This window comes from Methyloparacoccus murrellii, from assembly GCF_054657115.1.
In genome coordinates, this window is the sequence record NZ_BAAHXD010000004.1 from 77077 (window position 1) to 98013 (window position 20937).

The 20937-nt window shown below is 64.7% G+C and carries 21 protein-coding genes; 5 read left to right on the plus strand and 16 right to left on the minus strand.

The window, feature by feature from the left end; genetic code table 11:
* From rapZ to speA, 13 genes are all read right to left on the minus strand, one after another.
* Positions 1-858: an RNase adapter RapZ gene (rapZ, locus tag ACYQ1H_RS01970; RefSeq protein ID WP_460026372.1), complete on the minus strand. Its 858-nt coding sequence runs from the start codon at positions 856-858 to the stop codon at positions 1-3.
* Positions 859-883: 25 nt separating this feature from the next.
* Positions 884-1171, minus strand: coding sequence for a ribosome hibernation-promoting factor, HPF/YfiA family (gene hpf / locus ACYQ1H_RS01975; RefSeq protein WP_460026373.1), 288 nt, complete (start codon positions 1169-1171; stop codon positions 884-886).
* Positions 1172-1196: 25 nt separating this feature from the next.
* Positions 1197-2675, minus strand: a complete 1479-nt coding sequence (locus tag ACYQ1H_RS01980; RefSeq protein WP_460026374.1) for an RNA polymerase factor sigma-54 — start codon at positions 2673-2675, stop codon at positions 1197-1199.
* A 91-nt stretch (positions 2676-2766) separates the two neighbouring features.
* Complete coding sequence (gene lptB, locus ACYQ1H_RS01985) at positions 2767-3492, minus strand: LPS export ABC transporter ATP-binding protein (RefSeq protein ID WP_460026375.1); 726 nt, start codon at positions 3490-3492, stop codon at positions 2767-2769.
* Positions 3493-3498: 6 nt separating this feature from the next.
* Positions 3499-4071, minus strand: coding sequence for a lipopolysaccharide transport periplasmic protein LptA (gene lptA / locus ACYQ1H_RS01990; RefSeq protein WP_460026376.1), 573 nt, complete (start codon positions 4069-4071; stop codon positions 3499-3501).
* Complete coding sequence (lptC, locus tag ACYQ1H_RS01995; protein ID WP_460026377.1) at positions 4058-4657, minus strand: LPS export ABC transporter periplasmic protein LptC; 600 nt, start codon at positions 4655-4657, stop codon at positions 4058-4060. The genes lptA and lptC overlap by 14 nt, the downstream gene beginning before the upstream one ends.
* Entirely contained in the window at positions 4635-5168 is a 534-nt protein-coding gene (gene kdsC, locus ACYQ1H_RS02000; protein WP_460026378.1) for a 3-deoxy-manno-octulosonate-8-phosphatase KdsC, read from the minus strand. Before kdsC ends, lptC begins: the two co-directional genes overlap by 23 nt.
* A gap of 2 nt (positions 5169-5170) precedes the next feature.
* Positions 5171-6181, minus strand: a complete 1011-nt coding sequence (locus tag ACYQ1H_RS02005) for a KpsF/GutQ family sugar-phosphate isomerase (protein WP_460026379.1) — start codon at positions 6179-6181, stop codon at positions 5171-5173.
* Between the two features lie 88 nt (positions 6182-6269).
* On the minus strand, positions 6270-7319 hold the full coding sequence (locus ACYQ1H_RS02010) for an MlaD family protein (protein ID WP_460026380.1): 1050 nt from the start codon (positions 7317-7319) through the stop codon (positions 6270-6272).
* Positions 7312-8166, minus strand: a complete 855-nt coding sequence (locus ACYQ1H_RS02015; protein ID WP_460026381.1) for an ABC transporter ATP-binding protein — start codon at positions 8164-8166, stop codon at positions 7312-7314. The genes ACYQ1H_RS02010 and ACYQ1H_RS02015 overlap by 8 nt, the downstream gene beginning before the upstream one ends.
* 11 nt (positions 8167-8177) lie before the next feature.
* A complete protein-coding gene (locus ACYQ1H_RS02020; RefSeq protein WP_460026382.1) occupies positions 8178-9314 on the minus strand; it encodes an ABC transporter permease in 1137 nt (378 codons plus the stop codon).
* Positions 9311-10198, minus strand: a complete 888-nt coding sequence (locus ACYQ1H_RS02025; RefSeq protein ID WP_460026383.1) for an NAD(P)-dependent oxidoreductase — start codon at positions 10196-10198, stop codon at positions 9311-9313. Before ACYQ1H_RS02025 ends, ACYQ1H_RS02020 begins: the two co-directional genes overlap by 4 nt.
* 8 nt (positions 10199-10206) lie before the next feature.
* Entirely contained in the window at positions 10207-12087 is a 1881-nt protein-coding gene (speA, locus tag ACYQ1H_RS02030; protein ID WP_460026384.1) for a biosynthetic arginine decarboxylase, read from the minus strand.
* Between the two features lie 69 nt (positions 12088-12156).
* Between speA and speE the strand changes: the two genes are divergently transcribed.
* From speE to ACYQ1H_RS02055, 5 genes are all read left to right on the plus strand, one after another.
* Positions 12157-13011, plus strand: coding sequence for a polyamine aminopropyltransferase (gene speE, locus ACYQ1H_RS02035; protein WP_460026385.1), 855 nt, complete (start codon positions 12157-12159; stop codon positions 13009-13011).
* A 36-nt stretch (positions 13012-13047) separates the two neighbouring features.
* Positions 13048-13311 carry a DUF4404 family protein gene (locus ACYQ1H_RS02040; RefSeq protein WP_460026386.1) on the plus strand — a complete coding sequence of 88 codons (264 nt, stop codon included), beginning with the start codon at positions 13048-13050 and terminating at the stop codon, positions 13309-13311.
* A gap of 52 nt (positions 13312-13363) precedes the next feature.
* Positions 13364-13867 (plus strand): peroxiredoxin family protein, encoded by a 504-nt coding sequence (locus ACYQ1H_RS02045; protein ID WP_460026387.1) that lies wholly within the window; start codon positions 13364-13366, stop codon positions 13865-13867.
* Positions 13868-13955: 88 nt separating this feature from the next.
* Positions 13956-16382, plus strand: coding sequence for a phosphoenolpyruvate synthase (ppsA, locus tag ACYQ1H_RS02050; RefSeq protein WP_460026388.1), 2427 nt, complete (start codon positions 13956-13958; stop codon positions 16380-16382).
* Positions 16383-16555: 173 nt separating this feature from the next.
* Positions 16556-17647, plus strand: a complete 1092-nt coding sequence (locus tag ACYQ1H_RS02055; protein WP_460026389.1) for a glycosyltransferase — start codon at positions 16556-16558, stop codon at positions 17645-17647.
* A 163-nt stretch (positions 17648-17810) separates the two neighbouring features.
* Here the strand turns inward: ACYQ1H_RS02055 and ACYQ1H_RS02060 are convergent, their stop codons facing one another.
* The 3 genes from ACYQ1H_RS02060 to ACYQ1H_RS02070 form a co-directional block, all read right to left on the minus strand.
* Positions 17811-18257 carry a DapH/DapD/GlmU-related protein gene (locus ACYQ1H_RS02060; RefSeq protein WP_460026390.1) on the minus strand — a complete coding sequence of 149 codons (447 nt, stop codon included), beginning with the start codon at positions 18255-18257 and terminating at the stop codon, positions 17811-17813.
* Positions 18258-18361: 104 nt separating this feature from the next.
* Positions 18362-19435: a glycosyltransferase gene (locus ACYQ1H_RS02065; protein ID WP_460026391.1), complete on the minus strand. Its 1074-nt coding sequence runs from the start codon at positions 19433-19435 to the stop codon at positions 18362-18364.
* Between the two features lie 268 nt (positions 19436-19703).
* Positions 19704-20927 (minus strand): glycoside hydrolase family 5 protein, encoded by a 1224-nt coding sequence (locus ACYQ1H_RS02070; protein ID WP_460026392.1) that lies wholly within the window; start codon positions 20925-20927, stop codon positions 19704-19706.
* Positions 20928-20937 lie beyond the last annotated feature (10 nt).

Below are 20937 nucleotides of genomic sequence, written 5' to 3' on the forward strand. Positions count from 1 at the left end.
TCAACGCAGGTCGCGATGACGGACGAGCAGATCGTAATCGTCCGAGGCCAGGCGCTCGGCCAGTGCTTCCGTCAGGTATACCGAACGGTGCTGGCCACCGGTGCAGCCGATGGCGATGGTCAGATAACTGCGGTTCTCGGCTGCGAAACGTGGCGCCCAGCTCCGCATGAAATGCGTCAGATCATCCAGGTAGCGCTGGACCTCCGGCTTCGACTCCAGAAAGGCCCGGACCTCGGGATCGCGCCCGGTTTTCGGGCGCAAGGCGAGATCCCAGTGGGGGTTGGGCAGGCAGCGGACATCAAAGGTGAAATCGGCGTCGAAAGGAATGCCATTGCGGTAGCCGAATGACAGGCAGTACACCGACATGCGGTATTCCCGCTGGGCACCGACCCGCTCGCGGATCAGTTCGCGCAGCTGGTGGATGTTGGTGTGGCTGGTGTCGATCACCAGATCCGCCCGGCTGGCGATGGGGATAAGCAGCTGGTTTTCCCGCTCGATGGCCTCGGTCAGGGAGTGGTGATTATCGGTCAGCGGATGCTTGCGCCGGGTTTCGCTGAAGCGCTGGAGCAGGCTCTCCATGCGTGCCCGCAGGAACAGGACCTGACAGTTGATGCCAAGCTGCGCCGCCAGTTCCAGCGTGCTGGGAAACTGCTGCAGGCTGTTGCAACGGCTGCGGGCGTCGATGCTGATGGCCACCTTGCGGTAGGCCTGCGGGCTCTCCTGCATCGCGCCGCGTACGAAGGCGGCGAAAACAGCGATGGGAAAATTGTCGATGCAGTAGTAGCCGCAGTCCTCCAGCGTCTCCAGCGCGATGCTTTTGCCGGAGCCCGACAGCCCGCTGACGATGACCAGGTCCATGCGCGTCGGACTCGCGTCTGCTGCTTCAGTGGTCCTGATGTTTTTCCTTGTGCTTGACGATCTGCCGGTCCAGCTTGTCGACCAAGCCATCGATGGCCGCGTAGAGGTCAGCCTGCGTGTCGGCCGCGAACAGGGTGGCGCCGTTGACCTGCACGGTCGCTTCCGCCTTCTGCTCGAGCTTTTCGACTTCCAGAACGACATGCACGTCCATGACCCGGTCGAAATGGCGCTCCAGGCGGGCGAATTTTTCCAGGACGTACTGCCTGATGGAGTCGGTAACCTGAAGCTGGTGGCCGGTGATGTCGATGTTCATGTCGCGAATCTCCTTGGTTTGATGGTTAGAAAATCTGCTTGCGCTCGCTGGAGGGCGGGATGGCCATGGCCTCGCGGTATTTGGCGATGGTCCGCCGTGCGACGTTGATGCCGCGTGCCTGCAACTGTTTGGCGATGGCCTCGTCGCTGAGGGGCTTGCGCGCGTCCTCCTGCTCGACGATCTGCTTGAGGAAGGCCTTGATCGCCGTCGCCGAGCATTCGCCGCCGCCCTGGGTGGAAACGTGGCTGGAGAAAAAGTACTTGAATTCGAAGATGCCGTTAGGCGTGTGCAGGTATTTCTGCGTGGTCACGCGGGAAATGGTGGATTCGTGCATGCCCACCTCCTCGGCGATGTCGCGCAGCACCATCGGCTTCATGGCCATGGCGCCCTCGTCAAGGAATGCCTGCTGGCGGTCGATGATGCTGCGGGCCACTTTCAGCAGCGTTTCGTTGCGGCTTTGCAGGCTCTTGATGAACCAGCGCGCTTCTTGCAGGTGGTGGCGCATGGTGGCGTTGTCGGTGCTGGTGTCGGCGCGCTTGACCATGCCCGAGTAGAGCGGATTGACCCGCAGTTTCGGCGCGATTTCCGGATTGAGCCGGACCACCCAGCGGTTGCCCTGGCGAACGACATAGACATCCGGGGTGATGTACTGCGAGTCATCCGCCGGAATGCGGCGGCCGGGTTTCGGTTCGAGGCTGCGGACCAGGGTCACGATGCCGGCCAGCGCCGCATCGTCCACGCCCAGCCCGCGTTTCAGCCCGGCCACGTCCTTGCGCGCCAGCTGGTCGAGATGGCGTTCGACCAGCTGCAGGGCCTGGTCCCTGAATGGCGTATCCTCGGGCAGCTGTTTCAGCTGGATGCGCAGGCAGTCGGCAAGGTCGACCGCCCCGATGCCGGGCGGCTCGAAGTTCTGGATGCGATGCAGTACCGCCTTGACTTCGTCCAGCTCCAGCGACTGGATCTGCTGGGCCAGCCCCTGGTGAATGTCTTCCAGCGTGCTGCTGAGGTAACCATCCTCGTTGATGCTGTCGATCAGGGCGGTGGCGATGGCATAGTCGCGGTCGCTGAAGCGCGCCAGTTCCATCTGCCAGGCCAGCTGGTCATGGAGGTTCTCGCCGGCGATGCCCTGGAAGACGTAGTCGTCGTGGCTGTCGCCGCCGGCCGGGGAGGATGCTGCGGACGAGAGGCTGTCGTACACATCTTCCCAGGAAACATCGACCGCCAGTTCGCTTGGTATGTCGGCCGGCGCGTCCATGTCGCGCAATTCACCGTATTCGGTCTGTGCCGTTGCCGTGGTTTCCGCGGGCGCGGCGAGGTCCGTGGGCTGATTGGCGGCGGCCGCGGGCTCCTCGTCAGCGATTTCCAGCATCATGTTGGAATCCAGGGCCTCCTGGATCTCGTGTTGCAACTCCAGGCTCGACAACTGCAACAGCTTGATGGCCTGCTGAAGCTGGGGAGTCATGGCCAGATGCTGGCCCATGCGGATTTGCAGCGATTGTTTCATGGTGTCCTGATGTCTTTTTCGCCCATGCGATCACCTCCATCGCATGGGGGCTATTGCGTTAGCTTATCCCCATGGCATGGCGATTGCTAGATTACATCGAGAAGTTTTCACCGAGGTAGACCTGGCGTACCTCCGGATTGCTGACGATCTCCTCCGGATGACCGTCGGCAATGACCCGACCTCCGGCCAGGATATAGGCCCGGTCGCAGGTGCCCAGCGTCTCGCGCACGTTGTGTTCGGTAATCAGGATGCCGATGCCGCGTTCCCGCAGGTGCACGATGATCTTCTGGATATCGATGATCGAGATCGGATCGACGCCGGCAAAGGGTTCGTCCAGCAGCATGAAGCGCGGTTCGCAGGCCAGGGCCCGGGCAATCTCCACCCGGCGTCGCTCGCCACCCGAGAGGCCGATCGCCGGCTGGTTGCGCAGATGGCCGACGCTGAACTCCTCCAGCAGTTCGTCGATGATGAGTTCCCGTTGACCGTGGGTCAGTTCCTTGCGCAGTTCCAGTACCGCCATGAGATTCTCTGCGACGGTGAGCTTGCGGAAGATCGAGGGTTCCTGGGGCAGGTAGCCGATGCCCAGGCGCGCCCGCTCATGCATGGGCAAGTGGGTGATCTCGCGCTCGTCGAGCCGGATCTGGCCCTCGTCGGGGCCGATCAGGCCGACGATCATGTAGAAGCTGGTGGTCTTGCCGGCGCCGTTCGGACCCAGCAGGCCGACGATTTCGCCGGTATTGATGGAAACCGAGACCCCGTCGACAACATTGCGCCGGTGGTAGCGCTTGACGATGTGGTGGGTGCTGAGTGTCGGCATCTTTGATTACTCGGAGGGCTTCTCTTCCTTGGGAATGATGCGGACATGCACGCGGCGGCTGCCGGAGCGGCTGGAACCCGCCTTGTAGATGGCGTTGCGGGTGTCGTATTCGATGTGGTCGCTCTTGACCGTGTGTTCGCTGCTGTCGGGATCGGGGCCTTCCCAGGTCATGGCGTCGCCGTTGAGGATCAGGATGCCCGAATCCGGGAAATAATCGGCCCGCTTGCCGATGCCGTGATTGTCGGGACCGCCGCCGTCGGGTGTCTGTTTCAGCCGGGCGGGATTGCCATAGATGATGATCTGGTCGGCTTCGCCCTTCTGCTGGTTGACAATCATCTTGTCGCCCTTGACTTCGAGGCTCCCCTGGCGCGCGGTGACGTTGCCGGTATAGACCGTCTCGCCCTTGTTTTCGTCGAAGACCACCGCGTCGGACTCGATGAACATGGGTTGCTTGGAATCGCTGCTGAGGGCGCGGGCGGGGGCCGGGGCCAGCGCGGCGACGGCTGCCGCCAGCAACAGGGAGGCCAGCGGCCAGCGAGCGGGGAGTCGCGGAAGGGGGCGTGGATTACTCTTGCACATCGTGTCGTCTGCGGACATTGGCGAGGATGGAGTACTGGATGCCGTCCCCGAATTTGAATCTGGCGCCCGTCCCGGTCATGTAGTCGGGCGGGCTGATGACGCGGATGTCTTCATCCGTTTCGGCGTAGTTCTTGTCGGGCTGGACGCGCGCATTGGTCGTCTCGATGCGCATGGTGCGCCCCTGGCGGTTGGCCTCCCGGGTTACCAGCACGTCGCCATGCAGCAGGATTTCGTCGCTCTTGCCCGGCAGCGTGGCCGATTCGGCATGAATGATCCAGGGAGGGCCATCCTTCACGAACAGGTTCATCACCGGCCGGGCGATTTCCGTACGGTCGTCGCCGTCGTAATGCACCAGCTCGTCCGCCACCAGCAGTTCCTTCGGCTGTCCCGTCTCGTCCATCACCGTGCGCTGAAGCTGCTTCGCGTAGTAATCCACCTTGCCGGGTTCCAGCTTCACGCCCTTTTCGAAGGCGGGTCCATAGCGTTCCGCCAGCCACCAGGACGCCAGCGCCAGCAGAACCGGCAGCACGTAACGGGAGAGGTTGCCGGCGCTGGCCAGCAGCCTAGCGATAGCCTTGAAGGACATGCTCCAGCGTTCCCTGGGCCTGCATGATGAGGTCGCAGACTTCCCTGACCGCGCCCAGCCCGCCCGCCCGGGTGGTGACCCAGTGCACATCCGGGTACAGGCTCGTGTGCGCGTCGGCCACGGCCACGGCCAGACCGACCCGGCGCAGCAGTGGCAGATCCAGCACATCGTCGCCGACGAAGGCGGTTTGCGCCGGATCCAGTCGCAGCAGCTCCAGCAGCTCCAGATAGGGTTCCAGCTTGCTTTCGCGGCCCTGGTAAACGTGCTCCACGCCGAGGCTTGCCATGCGCAGCGCCACGGCCGGCGAGCTGCGGCCGGAAATGACGGCGGTCGCGACGCCGGTACGTTGCAACAGCTTGATGCCGTGGCCGTCGCGCGCGTGAAAGCTCTTGAGTTCCTGGCCCTCGGGCGTGAAGAACAGGCGGCCGTCGGTCAGCACGCCGTCGACATCGCAGATCAGCAGGCGGATGTTCGCCGCCTGCGCCAGCACGTCCGGGGGCAGGGGCGGCAAGGTCATACCACCCCGGCTCGCAGCAGGTCGTGCATGTTGAGCGCGCCGATCAGGTCATGCTCCTCGTTCACGACCAGCAGGGCGCTGATGCGTCGCGCCTGCATGATGCGCACGGTCTCGGCTGCCAGCCGCTCCGGGCCGACCGTGGCGCAATCGCGGGTCATGACGGCCTGGATGGGCGTGGCGTGGATATCGATGCCATGCTCCAGCTGCCGCCGCAGGTCGCCATCGGTGAAGATGCCCCGGAGTTTTCCCTGCTCATCGACCACGGCGGTCATGCCCAGTTGCTTGGCCGTCATTTCCAGCACGGCTTCGCGGATCGGTGCCAGCTCCCGTACCGCCGGGATGCCATCGCCGGCATGCATGATGTCCCTGACGCGGATCAGCAGTCGGCGGCCGAGACTGCCGCTCGGGTGCGAGAAGGCAAAATCCTCGCGGCTGAAGCCGCGCGCCTCCAGCAGGGCCACCGCCAGCGCGTCGCCCAGGACCAGGGCGACGGTGGTGCTGGAGGTCGGCGCCAGTCCCAGCGGGCAGGCCTCCTCGTCGATACGGGTGTCGAGGCTGACATCGGCCTGGCGCGCCAGCGGCGACAGCGGGTTGCCGCTCATCGCCACCAGGGGAATGCCGAGCCGCTTGAGCATGGGCAGGATGGTCAGGATTTCGGCGGAGTCGCCCGAATGCGACAGGGCCAGCACGACATCCTGGCCGGTGATCATGCCCAGGTCGCCATGACCGGCTTCGCCCGGGTGCACGAAGAAGGCGGGTGTGCCGGTACTGGCCAGGGTGGCGGCGATCTTGCCGGCGATGTGTCCGGACTTGCCCATGCCTGTCACCACCACGCGTCCCCGGCAGTCCAACAGCAGCTCGCAGGCTTGGGCGAAGCGCTCGTCGATGCGTTCGCCGAGGGCGGCCACGGCGGCGGCTTCGACAGCGACGACGCGCGCGCCGGCGGCACGGAGGCGCTCATGGTCGTACGCGGGACGGGGCAGCTGGCGCGTCGGACAGGGTGTCATGAATCGGTCGGGGTCGGCATGCCGGCATTATGCCATGCCGCGGTTCCCGGCTTCGCCTGCCGGAGTACTGTCGCGCATGTCCCGGTCGTCAGGGCTGTGCCGGCGGGCGCCGCCCATAGAGCAGGCTGTCCGGGTGCCGTTCCAGGGTATCGGCCAGCCGCCGTATGGCGCGCGCGGCCTCCGACATGTCCCGCAGCGCGGTCGACAGCTCGGCGTCCGGCTGGGTCATGCCCTCGAGCGTGGACAGCGTGGCGCGGGCCTGTTTCAGGCTGTCGTTGGCGTTGCCGAGCAGGTCCGGCACCCCGGCATTCAGGTGGTTGACCAGCACGCGGCCATCGCGTGCCAGGCCGTCCACGGCCGTGGTGAGGGTGGCGGCCGACTGATCCAGCCGCTTGACCAGCTGGCGGGCTTCGCGGGCGGTCTGGTCGACGTTGCCGCTCAGATTGTCGACCTTGCCGTCGACATGCCGCAGCAATTGCTGCAGGTCCAGCAGGGTCCGGTTGAGATTGACGATGGCGGCGTCCGTCTCGGGCTTGGCCAGCAGGCTGTCCACCCGGCGGATCGCGCCCAGGGCGGCCTCCACCGTATCCTTCAGGGGCAGTTCCCGCACTTCGCGCACCACCTGCTGGACCGTCTTCTCGATTTCATCCTTGCTCGACGTGACGGTCGGGATCTCCGGCCACCGGAAGCTCTTCTGGCCGACCAGCACGGCGGGCTGTCCCGGCAGGAAGTCGATGTCGACGTACAGCTGGTTGGTGACCAGGCTCTGCAGCGCCAGCTTGGCCCTGAGCCCGCGCTCGATCAGCTCCCCAAGGCCCGGATGTGCATGTCCGGGCTTCTGCCCGCGTGTCTCCATGACCTTTTCCAGGTCGATTTCCAGAACCACCGGGGTCAGCACCCGGTTCTGGTCCAGGTCGTACTGCACCAGGACGTTGTCGACGCGGCCGATGCTGACGCCCCTGAGCTTGACCGGCGCACCGCTGTTGAGGCCGTTCACCGATCCCGGGAAATAGGCGACGAAGCGTTGCACATGGCTGAAGTAATAGCCGCCGCCAAACATCAGTACCAGCACCGTTGCCAGCGCCAGGCCACCCAGCACGAAAAGGCCGATGATCCGGACATCGAGGCGGTTATCCATGGCCCGAAATCCTCATGCCGGATGCCGGGAAGGTCTGTTCGCCGGCGGAACCCGGCGGTTGCTGTCCCCTGTCCGGCCCCGTATCCCCCCGGCTCAGGAAGTTGCGGACCGTCGGGTGTTCGGCATGCGCCAGGAGCTCCCGGGGTGCTCCCCGGGCGATGATGGTCTTGCTGTCCGTGTCGAGGAACACCGAATCGGTGCCGATGTTCAGGATGCTGGGGAGATCATGGGTGACGATGACGGCGGTGCTGCCGAGACTCTCGCTGACATGCTGGATCAGCTCGTCCAGGCGGCGGGCGCTGATCGGGTCCAGGCCCGCGGAGGGTTCGTCGAAGAACAGGATTTCGGGATCCAGCGCCAGGGCCCGGGCGAGGGCGGCCCGTTTCTGCATGCCGCCACTGATCTCAGCGGGATAGAAGTCCTCGAAGCCCGCCAGTCCCACCAGCGCCAGCTTGAACGATACCAGTTCGGCGATCTCTGTCCGGCCCAGCCGGGTATGCGCGCTCAGCGGCAGGGCAATGTTCTCGGCCAGGGTCATCGAACTCCACAGCGCCCCGCTCTGGTAAAGGATGCCCATTTTCAGCAGCATGCCGTTGCGCACGGCCGGCGGGGCTTCCCACAGATCGATGCCGTCGAACCACACATGTCCCCGGGCCGGTGGTTTGAGGCCGATCAGGTGACGGAGCAGGGTGCTCTTGCCGCAGCCGCTGCCGCCCATGATGATGAAGATTTCGCCGCGCCGGACGGCAAAGTCGAGATCGCGCTGCACCACGAATCGGTCGTAGGCCATGGTCAGCCCGCTGACCCGTACATGCGCGGCGGCCGGCGGCGTTGGGAGGTGAGCCATGGTCGCGGTGCTCAGCGCTTGAAGACGTTCAGGGTGGTGACCAGCAGGGTCATGATGGCGTCGGAAATCACGATGTAGACGATGCCGGTGACGACGGCCGACGTTGTCGCGAGACCGACGGCGGTGGCGTTCCGCTGGCACTGCAGGCCGCGCATGCAGCCGGCGATGGCGACCAGGATACCGAACACGGCGCTTTTGCCGATGCCGACCTCGAAGTCTATCAGCCTGAGCCGGTTCTGAATCTGGATCTGGTATTCGGCGAAGGAAACGTCGAACATGCCGGCCGCCACCAGCGCGCCACCCAGGATGCCGAGGATGTCCGCATACAGGCACAGGAACGGGATGGTCAGGAACAGCGCCAGGATGCGCGGCAGTACCAGGAATTCCATGGGCGAGAAACCGGAGGTTTTCAGCGCGTCGATCTCGTCGTTGACGGTCATGGAACCGAGTTCGGCGGCATAGGCGGCACCGGTGCGGCCGGCCATGAGAATGGCGGTCATCATGGCGCCCATCTCCCGCGCCATGCCCAGGCCGACTAGGTCGGCGATGAACACCTGCGCGCCGAACAGCTTCAGCTGCACCGCACCGACAAAGGCCAGGATCATCCCCACCAGCACCGCGATCAGGCTGATGATGGGCAAGGCATGCGGGCCCGTGCCCTGGATCAGCCGGCCAAGATCCACGGCGCGCATGCAGGACCGGCCCAGCAGCAGGCGGCCGAAGGCGAGGCAGGTCTCGCCGATGAAATCAGCCAGGTGCAGGAAATCCCGCCAGCCGCGCAGGGCGTGTCCGCCCAGCAGGGCCAGCAAGCCGCCGGGTTTGTCGATGCGGTGCACGTCCTCGCGTTCGGGAACGGCGTTGGCCAGGGCCAGCATGCCCTGGATGCCCCTGGGCAGACCCGAGCGGTCGATCCGCCGTCCGAGCGCCTCCTGCCCGGCGATCAGGGCCTTGAGGAAGGTCAGCAGGCGGCTGTCCCAGCGCGACAGTTCGGCGCAGTCGAACGCCAGGACGGTGAAGGCGGCGCCGGATTCGAGCCGCGCCAGCACCTCGGCCGTCGGCGGGATGTTGGTCTGCGTCGTCCAGGCGCCCGCCAGCCTGAGTGTCAGCGTGCCGGACGGCGTGGCGATGTAATCCAGCTGCGGATTCACGGCGCGGGCCGTTTCAGCCGGTAGAGTGCCGAAATGTCCTCGTCGCCATGGCCATCGGCCAGCAGGCGGTCGTAATCGTGGGCTGTCATCTCGGCAAGGGGCAGGGCGACGCCGTGCTCGCGCGCCATTGCCAGGCAGATGCCGAGATCCTTCTGGTGCAGCGCCAGCTTGAAGCCCGGCACATAGCTGCCCCGGACCATGGTGCGCCCGCGCTTTTCCAGGAACCAGCTGCCCGCCGCGCCACTGTCCATCACCTCGATGAGTTTGTCCATGTCGAGCCCCAGGGTCTCGCCGAAGGCCAGGGCTTCGGTCACCGCCTGGTTGATGCCGGCGCACATCGCCTGGTTGACCGCCTTGGCCGACTGTCCCATGCCGACGTCACCCATGTGGACGATGCGGCTGCCCATGGCCGCCAGCACCGGCCGCACTCGCTCCAGGGTGGCCGCCGCGCCGCCGACCATGATGGCGAGCGTGCCATGGCGCGCACCCTCCATGCCGCCGGTGACCGGCGCATCGAGGAAGTCGGCTCCCTGGCCGCGGACGCGCTCCGCCACCGCGCAGGCGGTTTCCCGACTGACGGTGGAAAGGTCGACGACGATCTGGCCGGGCCTCAGGCTTGGCAGCAGGGCATCGACGATGGCGAGCACGTCGGCATCGGCCGATACGCAGACGAGGATGACATCGGCCGTTGCCGCCAGCCCGGCCGGCGAGTCCGCCTGCGCGACGCCAAGCTCCCGGCATAGCGCCTCGGCGACAGGGGCGCTGCGGTTCCAGACACTGCTCAGGAGGCCGGCTCTGGCCAGGTTGCGGGCCATGGCTGCGCCCATCGAGCCCAGGCCGATGAAGCCGGCCATGGGGCCGGCGCTGTCAGTCGTCGCCGTCATGTTGCCGCTCATTCTTCCAGGTAGGTGTAGCTCGACAGGCCGGCGACCAGCTCGCTCTCGAACAGCTTGCGGCGCTCGGGCGGCAGCCGGGCTTCGAGCAGTTTCTTGCGGTAGGCGCGTTCCAGTTCCTCGGGCTCGATGTGCACGTAGCGCAGCATGTCGTCGGCGCCGTCGCCGTGCATGGGATTGACCAGACGGTAGCCGCCGGCGCCATCCAGTTCCACGTTGACCGAGTGCGTGTCGCCGAACAGGTTGTGCATGTCGCCGAGGATCTCCTGGTAGGCGCCGACCAGAAAGATACCCAGCAGATAGCTCTCGCCCGCGCGCGGCTCATGCAGGCGCAGGGTGGTCTCCAGGCTTTGCTGGTCGATATAGGCGTCGATGCGGCCGTCGGAATCGCAGGTAAGATCCTGGATCACGCCACGGCGGTTCGGCTCCTCGTCCAGGCGTTGCAGGGGCATGACCGGGAACACCTGGTGGATGGCCCAGGCATCGGGCATCGACTGGAACAGGGAGAAGTTGCAGAACACCTTGTCCGCCAGGCGCTCGTTGAGGGTGTCCAGCAACTCCCGGTGGGCCCGCAGGCGCACGTCCAGCCGGCGCTGCACAGCATGGCAGACCGCCGCGTTCAGGCGCTCCGCCTCGGCCAGCTCCGCCAGCGAGAGCTGGCCCTGGACGAACATGGCCCGGGCCTCGGCAAGGTCGAACTGGGCATCGTGATACACCCCCAGCACCGGTTCGGTGGGGAGTTGCTGAAGGCATTCGGCCAGATCCTGCAAGGGCTTGGCTGCCGTCGGGGCGGGTGGCGAGGTGTCCTCGGGCACCCGCTCGATGTCGGTGACATGGGTGATGAGGATGGCGTGATGGGCGCTCATGGCGCGGCCCGACTCGGTGACGATGTCCGGTTGGGGCAGGTCATGCTCGGCGCAGACCTCGCTGAAGGCGCGGACGATGCTGTGGGCGTATTCGTCGATGCTGTAGTTGATCGAGCAGTCGCTGGTCGAGCGGGTTCCCTCGTAGTCGATGCCGAGTCCGCCGCCGACGTCGGCCACGGCGATGACGGCCCCCAGCCGGTGCAGCTCGGCGTAGTAGCGTCCGGCCTCGCGCAGGGCGGTCTTGACGTCGCCGATGTCGGCGATCTGCGAGCCCATGTGGAAGTGCATCAGCCGCAGCCAGTCCAGTTTGCCCGCTGCCGACAGCCGGTCGACCAGCCGGAGGATTTCGCCGCTGTGCAGGCCGAATTTGGATTTTTCGCCGCCGCTGTTCTGCCATTTGCCGGCACTGATGCTCGACAGCCGGACCCGCACGCCCAGTTGCGGCTCGATCTCCAGCGCGGCTGTCTCGGACAGCACCACGTCCAGTTCGGACAGTTTCTCGATGACGATGTGGACGTTCAGTCCGAGCCGGCTGCCGATCAGCGCCAGACGGATATAGGAGCGGTCCTTGTAGCCGTTGCAGATGACCGTGCCGGCCTGGGACAGGGCCAGGATCGCCAGCAGTTCGGATTTGCTGCCGGCCTCCAGCCCGACCGGGTGCGCGCCGTTGTGCAGGATGCCGTCCACCACGCCACGCTGCTGGTTGACCTTGATCGGATAGACCGGCGTATAGCGGCCCCGGTAGCCGTATTCCTGGCGGGCCGCCTCGAAGGCGCCCGCCAGCCGGACGATGCGGTCGCGCAGGATGTCGGTGAAGCGCACCAGCACCGGCAGCGTCAGGCCTTCCTGGCGCACCGACTGGATGATGGCCATGAGGTCCAGCGTCGCGCCGGTGTCGCGGCCGGCGGGGCGTACGACGACATGGCCCTCGTCATTGATGTCGAAGTATCCCTCGCCCCAGTGTTCGATGCCGTAGATGTCGCGTGACCGTGCGGAGCTCCAGCGCGTCGTCATGATGAATTCCTTTGATAAGGCCGGCAATTATGTGGAAAATCCCCGCTCTTTTCCATTTGAGGTCTCCTGATGATCGACCCCGCCGGCTGGTTCACCGAAATCTATCCCAGGCATGGCAGCGCCTTCTCGCTCAGGATCAAGGCACGGCTGCACGAGGAGCAGACACCGTTCCAGAAGATCGAGATCTTCGATACCGAGTGGTTCGGCAAGCTGATGGTCATCGACGGCTGCACCATGGTGTCCGATAGGGACAATTTCCTGTACCACGAAATGATGACGCATCCGGTGCTCTATGCGCATCCCCATCCCCGCCGGGTATGGGTCATCGGCGGCGGAGACTGCGGCAGCCTCAAGGAAGTGCTGCGCCACCCGGAGGTGGAGCAGGCGGTACAGATCGAGATCGACGAGCGCGTCACGCGACTGGCCGAGATCCATTTTCCCGATCTCTGCACTTCCAATGCAGATCCGCGTGCCGAACTGCTGTTCATCGACGGCATCCAGTGGGTCAGGGACGCCGCGCCCGGCAGCGTCGACGTGATCATCGTCGACAGCACCGACCCGGTTGGTCCGGCCGAGGGCCTGTTCAACGAAGCCTTCTACCGTGAATGTTTCCGCTGTCTGGATCAGGGTGGCATCCTCGTGCAGCAGAGCGAGTCGCCGCTGTTCCACGCCGACCTCATCGAGGCCATGCACGGCACCATGCGCCGTGCCGGTTTCGCCGACACCCGCACTTTCTACTTTCCGCAGTGTATCTATCCCTCCGGCTGGTGGAGCGGCACCATGGCCGGCAAGGACGCGCTCGGCGGGTTTCGCGAGGCCGCGGCCTTGGCGAAACCGTTCGCGACCCGCTATTACAATGTGGACATCCACAAGGCGGCCTTCGCCACTCCCGAATTTCTTCGCCGGCCGCTCGCGGTCGATTGAAGCCCGGGTCCACCATCTTCCATCGAGGAACCACCCATGGCCGAGAAAGAAATCAACGAAGCGCTGTTCACGTTGCGGCGGGAAGTCGAGCAGCTCGAGGACAGCCATCCGGAACTGAAGGACAAGCTCGATGCCCTGCTCGGCAGCCTGGAGGAGCGGCTCGACGTCAGCGAGAATCCCCACGAACTGCACCTGGTCGAGGATTTCAAGGCGGCGGTGTCGCAGTTCGAGGTCGAGCATCCCACCGCGGCCGGTGTCCTCAACGAACTGATGATCACCCTCGGCAATCTCGGCATCTAGGTTCCAGGCGCCGAGTCTCCGCCGCCCGTCCCCAGCCCTGGAGCAGATGTCGATGCCATCCGGTTTCCCGCTGGCGCCGCCGCTGACCGTGGCGCAATGGTTCAACACCCCCGAGCCGTTGTCCCTTTCCGCCCTGCGTGGCCAGATCGTGGTGCTGCATGCTTTCCAGATGCTGTGCCCCGGCTGTGTCAGTCACGGCCTGCCGCAGACCCAGCGGATCCACGACTATTTCGGTGGTCGGGGTGTCACGGTCATCGGTCTGCATACGGTGTTCGAGCATCATGCGGCGATGCAGCCGGTTTCCCTGGAAGCCTTCATCCACGAGTACCGCCTTGGTTTTGCCATCGGCGTCGACATGCCCGGCAGCGGCCCCGTTCCGCGGACCATGCAGGCGTACGCGCTGCGGGGCACGCCCTCGCTGATCGTGATCGACAGGTGCGGGCGCATCCGCCAGCACGCCTTCGGCCAGGTCGACGACATGCGGCTCGGCTTCCTGCTGGGCCAACTGCTGGCAGAGCCGGAACCGGAACCCGACCAGGAACCACACCGGCCTTGATCCCGCCGTGAGGCGTCCCATGTTTCCCGCCCGCGGATAGCCCGTGGTACCCTCGGGCCCTGGACGCGACACCGATACGGAGGAGACCATGGCCAGCGTGGACCGGACCCAGGCGGAAATTCTCTGGTTCGAGGACATCGGCATCGAGGACGTGCCGTTGGTGGGCGGCAAGAACGCCTCCCTCGGCGAAATGTACCGGGAGTTGACACCCCAGGGGATCCGCATCCCGCCCGGTTTTGCCATCACGGCTGCTGCCTACCGCGACTTCCTCGAGCATGCCGGTGTCGCGGCACGGTTGCGGGAAATCCTGGCCGGGCTGGACACCCACGACATCGCCGATCTGCAGCGGCGCGGCCTGGCGGCGCGGCATGCGATCCTGGCGGCGGAACTGCCGGCGGGACTGGAGCGGGCGATCCTCGCGGCCTACCATCGGCTTTCCGGCGATGGCGCCGTGCTGGCGGACGTGGCCGTGCGCTCCAGCGCCACCGCCGAGGATCTGCCCGATGCCAGCTTCGCCGGCCAGCAGGAAACCTATCTCAATGTGCAGGGTCCCTCGGCCTTGCTGGAAGCCTGCAAGCGCTGTTTCGCTTCCCTGTATACCGACCGGGCCATTTCCTACCGCGCCGACAAGGGTTTCGACCAGCTGCGCATCGGGCTTTCCGTCTGCGTGCAGCGGATGGTGCGCTCGGATCTGGCGGCTGCCGGGGTCATGTTCTCCATCGATACCGAAACCGGTTTCCCCGACGTGGTGCTGATCAATGCGGCCTACGGGCTGGGCGAAAACGTTGTCGCCGGTTCCGTCAATCCCGATGAGTTCTACGTGTTCAAACCGACCCTGCGGCAGGGCTTCCGGCCCATACTCCGCAAGTCGCTGGGCAGCAAGGAGCAGAAGCTCATCTACGACATCGGCGGCGGCAGGATGACGCGCAACGTGGCTGTCCCGCCCGAGGAGCGGACGCGGTTCTGCATCGACGAGGAGGACATCCTGATCCTGGCCCGCTGGGCCTGCCTGATCGAGGCGCACTACACCCGCAAGCGCGGCCAGGCCACGCCCATGGACATGGAATGGGCCAAGGATGGCCGCAGCGGCGAACTGTTCATCGTCCAGGCGCGTCCGGAGACGGTGCAGTCGCAGAAGTCCGCCGGTGTCATCGAAAGCTACCGGTTGCGCGGGCCGGGCGGTGAGCCGCTGATCACCGGTCGCAGCGTGGGCGATCGCATCGCCGCCGGCCCGGTCCGTGTTGTCCAGTCGGTCAAGGACCTGCACCGTTTCCAGGACGGCGAGGTACTGGTAGCGGACAGGACCGATCCGGACTGGGAGCCGTCGATGAAGAAGGCTGCCGCCATCGTCACCAATCGCGGTGGGCGTACCTGTCATGCCGCGATCGTCAGTCGCGAACTGGGGCTGCCGGCCGTGATCGGCACCGAGCGGGCGACGCAACTGCTCAGCGACGGCCAGCCCGTTACCGTGTCCTGCGCCGAGGGCGATACCGGCAACGTCTACGACGGGCTGCTGCCCTTTGCGGTCGAGCGCCGGACGCTGGCCGATCTGCAGCGTCCGCGCACCAAGATCATGATGAATGTCGGCAACCCCGAGGAGGCATTCCGTCTGTCCTTCCTGCCCAATGACGGCGTCGGCCTGGCGCGCGAGGAATTCATCATCTCCAACTCGATCCGCATCCATCCCAAGGCGCTGCTGGACTACGCGCGCCTGAACGATCCGGATGTGAAGGAGGAGATCGACCGGCTGACCGTGGGGTATGACGACAAACCCGGCTTCTTCGTCGAGCGACTGGCGCAGGGCGTGGCGATGATCGCGGCGGCGTTCCATCCGAACGACGTCATCATCCGCATGAGCGACTTCAAGACCAACGAGTACGCCAACCTGGTCGGTGGCCGGCCCTACGAGCCGACGGAGGAAAACCCGATGATCGGCTTCCGGGGCGCCAGCCGCTATTACGACCCGCGCTATCGCGACGGCTTCGCCCTGGAATGCCGGGCCATGAAGAAGGTCCGCGACGAGATGGGCCTGACCAACCTGAAGATCATGATTCCCTTCTGCCGCACGGTCGAGGAAGCCAGACGGGTGCTGGCGGAGATGGAGAAGAACGGTCTCAAGCGCGGCGAGAACGGGCTGGAGGTCTACGTCATGTGCGAGATCCCCAGCAATGTGTTGCTGGCAAAGGAGTTCGCCGAGGTGTTCGATGGCTTCTCGATCGGTTCCAACGACCTGACCCAGCTCACCCTGGGCGTGGACCGCGATTCCGAGATCGTCGCGCATATCTTCGACGAGCGGAACCCGGCGGTGATGCGCTCGATTGCCTCGGTCATCCGCGATGCCAAGGCAGCGGGCCGCAAAATCGGCATCTGCGGCCAGGCGCCCAGCGACTATCCGGAATTCGCCCGCTTCCTGGTCGAATGCGGCATCGACAGCATATCGTTGAACCCCGATGCGGTCCTGCGAACGACCATGGATCTCCTGGAGATCGAGGCCGGTTTGGCGCAACGCTCCTGAGGTCCTGCCTGCCTAAGTGATGGTTCCATTTCCTGCAAGGCAGGATCACTCCGCCCCGGAGCGCGTCCATGGCTGACTCGTGATGGAAATCACCCGAGGCCCATACCCTTGTACTCGCCCAGGACGGGCGAGCGGCGGCGCCCCGATTCGGAAACAAGCCCAACAATCGAACGATGAAAATCCTGCACGTGGAAGGAGGACGGAACCTGTATGGTGGTCCCCACCAGGTCCTGCTCCTGATGGAGGGGCTGAAGGCCCGGGGTATTGAAAATCACCTTGCCTGTCGACCGGGCTGCCAGTTGGCCGAGCGGGCAGTCGCCGTGGCAACGGTTCACCCTGTGCCGATGAGGGGCGATCTCGACGTGAGTCTGATTGCCCGGCTGTATCGCCTGATCCAGAACGTGAAGCCGGATATCGTTCATCTGCACAGCCGTATCGGCGCGGACGTGATGGGCGGCCTGGCGGCGCGACTTGGCGGCACTCCCGTGATCCATTCGCGCCGCAATGACAATCCCGAGAGCCGGTGGATGGTGGCCCTCAAGTATCGCCTGCATGACCGGGTGATTGCGATCTCCGAAGGCATCGGCAGGGTACTGCTGAGCGAGGGCTTACCGGCGGCTAAACTCCGCTATGCCAGGGATGCGGTGGATGCGGAGGAGTGGCAGGAGCCGCGCGACCGCGACTGGTTCGCGCAGGCGTTCGGTATCGGGCCGGCGCAACCGGTGATCGGGGTGGTGGCACAGTTGATCCCCCGCAAGGGACACCGGTATCTGATCGAGGCGGTAGCCCGTATCGTGGGCGATCATCCCGACCTGCAGGTGCTGTTTTTCGGCCAGGGTCCGCAAGAGGTCGAGCTGATCCAGGCCATCCAGGACCGGGGGCTGGAGCGCACTATCCGGCTGGCCGGTTTCCGGCCCGACTTGCCGCGCATCCTGCCCTGCCTGGATGTGCTGGTCCATCCGGCATTGATGGAAGGCATGGGGGTTTCCCTCCTGCAGGGCGCCTGTGCTGCGGTGCCGATCATCGCATCGCGGGTGGGTGGAATACCCGAGGCGGTCAGCGCCGGCGAAACCGGCATCCTGGTTGCTCCCGCCGATCCGCTCGAACTGGCAGGCGCCTTGGCCAGGCTCCTGGAGGACCCCGGCTTGCGCCGGTGCATGGGGATGGCGGGCCGGCAGCGGGTCATGCGTGAATTCTCTCCCCAGGTGATGGTGGAGGCGAATCTGGCCGTCTACCGTGAAGTGCTCAGAGGGGGGGGGGCCTGAGTGGGGCTTCGCTCGCCCCGGTCTGCTCGAGCGCCTTCACGATGCGATTGCACGGGAGCAGGACCTGATCTGTCGGCATGATCCTCGTGTTCCGTGCGGGATCTGTCCAGCCGTGTTTTGCGGGGCCCGGACGGGAGCCCGGATCTCGGGTTTCCGGCCTCGTTCAGGTCACATAGCCAATACGGTCCTGCATGCGCGCGTTCATGTCGGCCTTCATGGCGTCGGAGAGATGCTTCTCAACGGTATATTCCTCACCGAAGCAGGGATGAGCCTGCATCTCCTTGCGCCTCCTGTCGAGAAAAGCGTCGAGTGTGCCGATGACTCTGGCCGGATTGCCCGCGGCGACCGAGCCGGGCGGAATATCGTGCGTGACCACGCTGCCTGCGCCGATGACGACATCGTCGCCGATGGTGACGCCGGGAAGAATGATCGAACTGGCGCCGACGAACACCCGGTCACCGATCGTGACCTTGCCGATGCGGGTACTCCCCAGATGCGTGCGGGTGCTGGCGTCGTGCGCCAGAATGTGGACACGTGGCGCCAAGGTAACATCATCACCGATTTCGATATGCCAGATATGGGAATGGTCAAGCTTGACCTCTTCCAGCATCTTGAAGTTTCTTCCAACCTTAAGGCCCCGACGGATATGGTCTTTAAGTTCGTTCCCGCGAATGAACCGATGATAGAGGGCCCTCAATAAGCGATGTGCCTTATTCATTTCTGGACGCTCATGAAATAGTCAAGGTATTCGTCTGAAATCTTCTCGACCGTAAAGTCGTTGGCGCGTGCCATCAGCCGCTCGGGAGCATGCCCGGATATCAGGCTCTCCCGCATGGCTCGGGCCAGTTCCTGGGGATCGTGGCAGCGGACGAGGGTGCCGAACTCACCATGATTGAGGATTTCCGCAGGGCCGCTCGGGCAATCCGTGCTGACGATCGGGATGCCATGGGCCAAGGCTTCGACAAGCACGTTGCCAAATCCTTCGTGGTCGGACGACAGGACAAACAGATCCGCGTTCCTGAAACAGTCGTCTACATTTTCCCTGTATCCCGGGAGCGCAACCGACTCGCCCAGGCCAAGCTCAGACACCAGGGATTCCAGCGCTTGCCTTGACGGGCCTTCACCATAGAGGGTCAAGCTGACGTCCATGGTGTTGCGCAGTTCCTTGAGGGCCCTCAGCAGCAAGGCGTGGTTCTTCTGCGGGACCAGGCGACCTAGCGTGATGATCCTCTTCGGCCCGTTACCCTGCCTGATTGCTCGTGGCGCCGCGTCGACCCGTTGCCTGAGCACAGGGTTATAGATGACTCGTATCTTGTCGTCCGCCAGGCCGGTGAGGGTGAGCAAATCGTCCTTGACACCTCTTGATACCGCGATAATGCCACTGGCATACGGGTAGGTCACGCGCAGGCTCAGTTTCAGCAGGAATGGTATGGAACTTCTTTCGCTGCTCAGATGGTTGTGTTCGGACAGGAACAAACGGCCCTTGCAGCCGGCATAAAACCAGGCCATGGCACTCGCGACGGTGAGTGGCCACATTCTGGACAGAATGACGTCGGGCCTGCTGGCCTTGAGATGTCGGCAAAGCCCTGGAATGGCCCAGCGCAGCCTGGATGAGCCGAGATTCTGGAGGCTTGCCCCGGATGGCAGCTTGTCGACCAGCTCCCCCTGATTTTCCAGGAGAACAAACTCGACCTCATGTCCCTTCCGGAGCCAGTCCTCGGCAAGGTTGAGGCTCATTCTTTCGACGCCACCCCCGGCAAGGCTGGGCAGCAGGATGCTGATTTTCATGGGGCTAACCTGCTGGGCAAAGGTTGATGGGCGTGGCGCAGGCCGGTCTCGGCCAGTTGCGGGTGATGATCTCTCCGTGAGCGCCGGCCAGGGGTTCGCCGAAATCCCGGACAGCGCGAATCCTGCCGGATTCCGGCGATGGCGCCATCCCGTCTGGCGGCACCACACAGGTATCCTGGCTGTGCGGTTTCCCGCAGCAGCCAGGGACAAGGCGGAAGGGCGTCGCAGGTCGAGTGCTGCCGCCGGGTCAAGCGCGACTCCACCCCGTTTACTTTGCGGTGACGGTCATCCCCAGGGCCTCCAGATCGCCCGGATTCCACTCCCTGACGGGGTTGTTGGTATCGGAGGGAATCACCGCGCCATCGGAGGAGAGGTAGGTATTGCCCGTGGCAACGGCAATGCCGAAGATGTCGGCATAATCCCATACGGTCCAGCCCAGTCCCTTGGCGCTGAGGGCATTGCGCATATCCCTCAGCCAGGCAGAGCGATAGGCCGGATCGGTGACCGGCGTGGGATGAATCCGGACGACGCCGAATTCGTTGCAGATCACCTTCGCCTTGTTGGTGGCGGCCCAGTTTTGTATCAGCGTCAGATCCTGCAGGATTCGGTCGTAACCCCAGTTCTGGTCCTTGTACTCATCGAACGCCGCCCTGACCACCGCCTCGTTCACCCCCGGCTTGAGGGTCAGGCTTTCCCAGGTGCTGCTGGAGGCGGGGTAGGCAAGGCCGGTGAACATCCCTTCCGGCCGCGACAGATGCGGCTCCCAGGGGGCTCCGAGGTGGGTGAACAGATAGGGTTCGTAATAGTGAATGGTGTGGGCCACGGCAGGATCGTTCACGGGCTGATCCTCCAGCAGTCCACGCAACCCGCCGCCATAGCTGCCGGACAGCAGGACCAGATGTCCCGGGTCCTGTTTCCGGATCGAGGCGAGTGCCCTGTTGCGCAGTTCAAACCAGGGTTTGGGGCCCGTGCCATCCCAGTACTGTGGTTCGTTCAGGATCTCGTAAACCAGCTTGTCCTGGGGTCTGCTCTTATAGCGTTTGGCCAGGGTTCCCCACAAGTTGATGAAAGCCGACTGAACGCTGGTCTCCTTTTCGATCCGCTGTTTCAGGGTGGCGGAGGGGTGGAAGTCCAGCACGGCCACCAGGCCCGCCTGCAGGGCCATGTTGACGGCGTTGTCCAGTTTGCTGATCTGCGGCAGCGACGCCGAATTGGTGCGGCTGTCCGGGTTCCAGCCCAGGAGACCGGGATCAAAGTTGATGCGGACATGATCGAAGCCCGCGCTGGCGATGCGCGTCATGTCCGCCTGGACGATCGGCTGGCGGCCATAGTAGGTCAACCAGTGGGAAAGGTTGACCCCGCGTTGCAGGTTGGGCAGCGTGGCTGGTGATGGCGCGGCTTTGCCGGGGGGGGCCCCCAGGCAAAGCCAGGGCCAGACCAGCATGGCAAGCGCCACCGGTATCGCCCATCGTAACGACTTGAAAACTTGCATGGTTGTTCTC

Bases quoted from the DNA above. Each gene is read 5' to 3' on its own strand.
- hpf (WP_460026373.1), bottom strand. From the start codon at position 1,171: ATGAACATCGACATCACCGGCCACCAGCTTCAGGTTACCGACTCCATC.
- speE (WP_460026385.1), top strand. From the start codon at position 12,157: ATGATCGACCCCGCCGGCTGGTTCACCGAAATCTATCCCAGGCATGGC.
- ACYQ1H_RS02060 (WP_460026390.1), bottom strand. From the start codon at position 18,257: ATGCTGGAAGAGGTCAAGCTTGACCATTCCCATATCTGGCATATCGAA.
- lptA (WP_460026376.1), bottom strand. From the start codon at position 4,071: ATGTGCAAGAGTAATCCACGCCCCCTTCCGCGACTCCCCGCTCGCTGG.
- ACYQ1H_RS02010 (WP_460026380.1), bottom strand. From the start codon at position 7,319: ATGGATAACCGCCTCGATGTCCGGATCATCGGCCTTTTCGTGCTGGGT.
- ACYQ1H_RS02015 (WP_460026381.1), bottom strand. From the start codon at position 8,166: ATGGCTCACCTCCCAACGCCGCCGGCCGCCGCGCATGTACGGGTCAGC.
- lptC (WP_460026377.1), bottom strand. From the start codon at position 4,657: ATGTCCTTCAAGGCTATCGCTAGGCTGCTGGCCAGCGCCGGCAACCTC.
- ACYQ1H_RS02055 (WP_460026389.1), top strand. From the start codon at position 16,556: ATGAAAATCCTGCACGTGGAAGGAGGACGGAACCTGTATGGTGGTCCC.
- speA (WP_460026384.1), bottom strand. From the start codon at position 12,087: ATGACGACGCGCTGGAGCTCCGCACGGTCACGCGACATCTACGGCATC.
- ACYQ1H_RS02070 (WP_460026392.1), bottom strand. From the start codon at position 20,927: ATGCAAGTTTTCAAGTCGTTACGATGGGCGATACCGGTGGCGCTTGCC.
- ACYQ1H_RS02025 (WP_460026383.1), bottom strand. From the start codon at position 10,198: ATGACGGCGACGACTGACAGCGCCGGCCCCATGGCCGGCTTCATCGGC.
- ACYQ1H_RS02040 (WP_460026386.1), top strand. From the start codon at position 13,048: ATGGCCGAGAAAGAAATCAACGAAGCGCTGTTCACGTTGCGGCGGGAA.
- lptB (WP_460026375.1), bottom strand. From the start codon at position 3,492: ATGCCGACACTCAGCACCCACCACATCGTCAAGCGCTACCACCGGCGC.
- ACYQ1H_RS02065 (WP_460026391.1), bottom strand. From the start codon at position 19,435: ATGAAAATCAGCATCCTGCTGCCCAGCCTTGCCGGGGGTGGCGTCGAA.
- ACYQ1H_RS02005 (WP_460026379.1), bottom strand. From the start codon at position 6,181: ATGACACCCTGTCCGACGCGCCAGCTGCCCCGTCCCGCGTACGACCAT.
- ACYQ1H_RS02045 (WP_460026387.1), top strand. From the start codon at position 13,364: ATGCCATCCGGTTTCCCGCTGGCGCCGCCGCTGACCGTGGCGCAATGG.
- rapZ (WP_460026372.1), bottom strand. From the start codon at position 858: ATGGACCTGGTCATCGTCAGCGGGCTGTCGGGCTCCGGCAAAAGCATC.
- ppsA (WP_460026388.1), top strand. From the start codon at position 13,956: ATGGCCAGCGTGGACCGGACCCAGGCGGAAATTCTCTGGTTCGAGGAC.
- ACYQ1H_RS01980 (WP_460026374.1), bottom strand. From the start codon at position 2,675: ATGAAACAATCGCTGCAAATCCGCATGGGCCAGCATCTGGCCATGACT.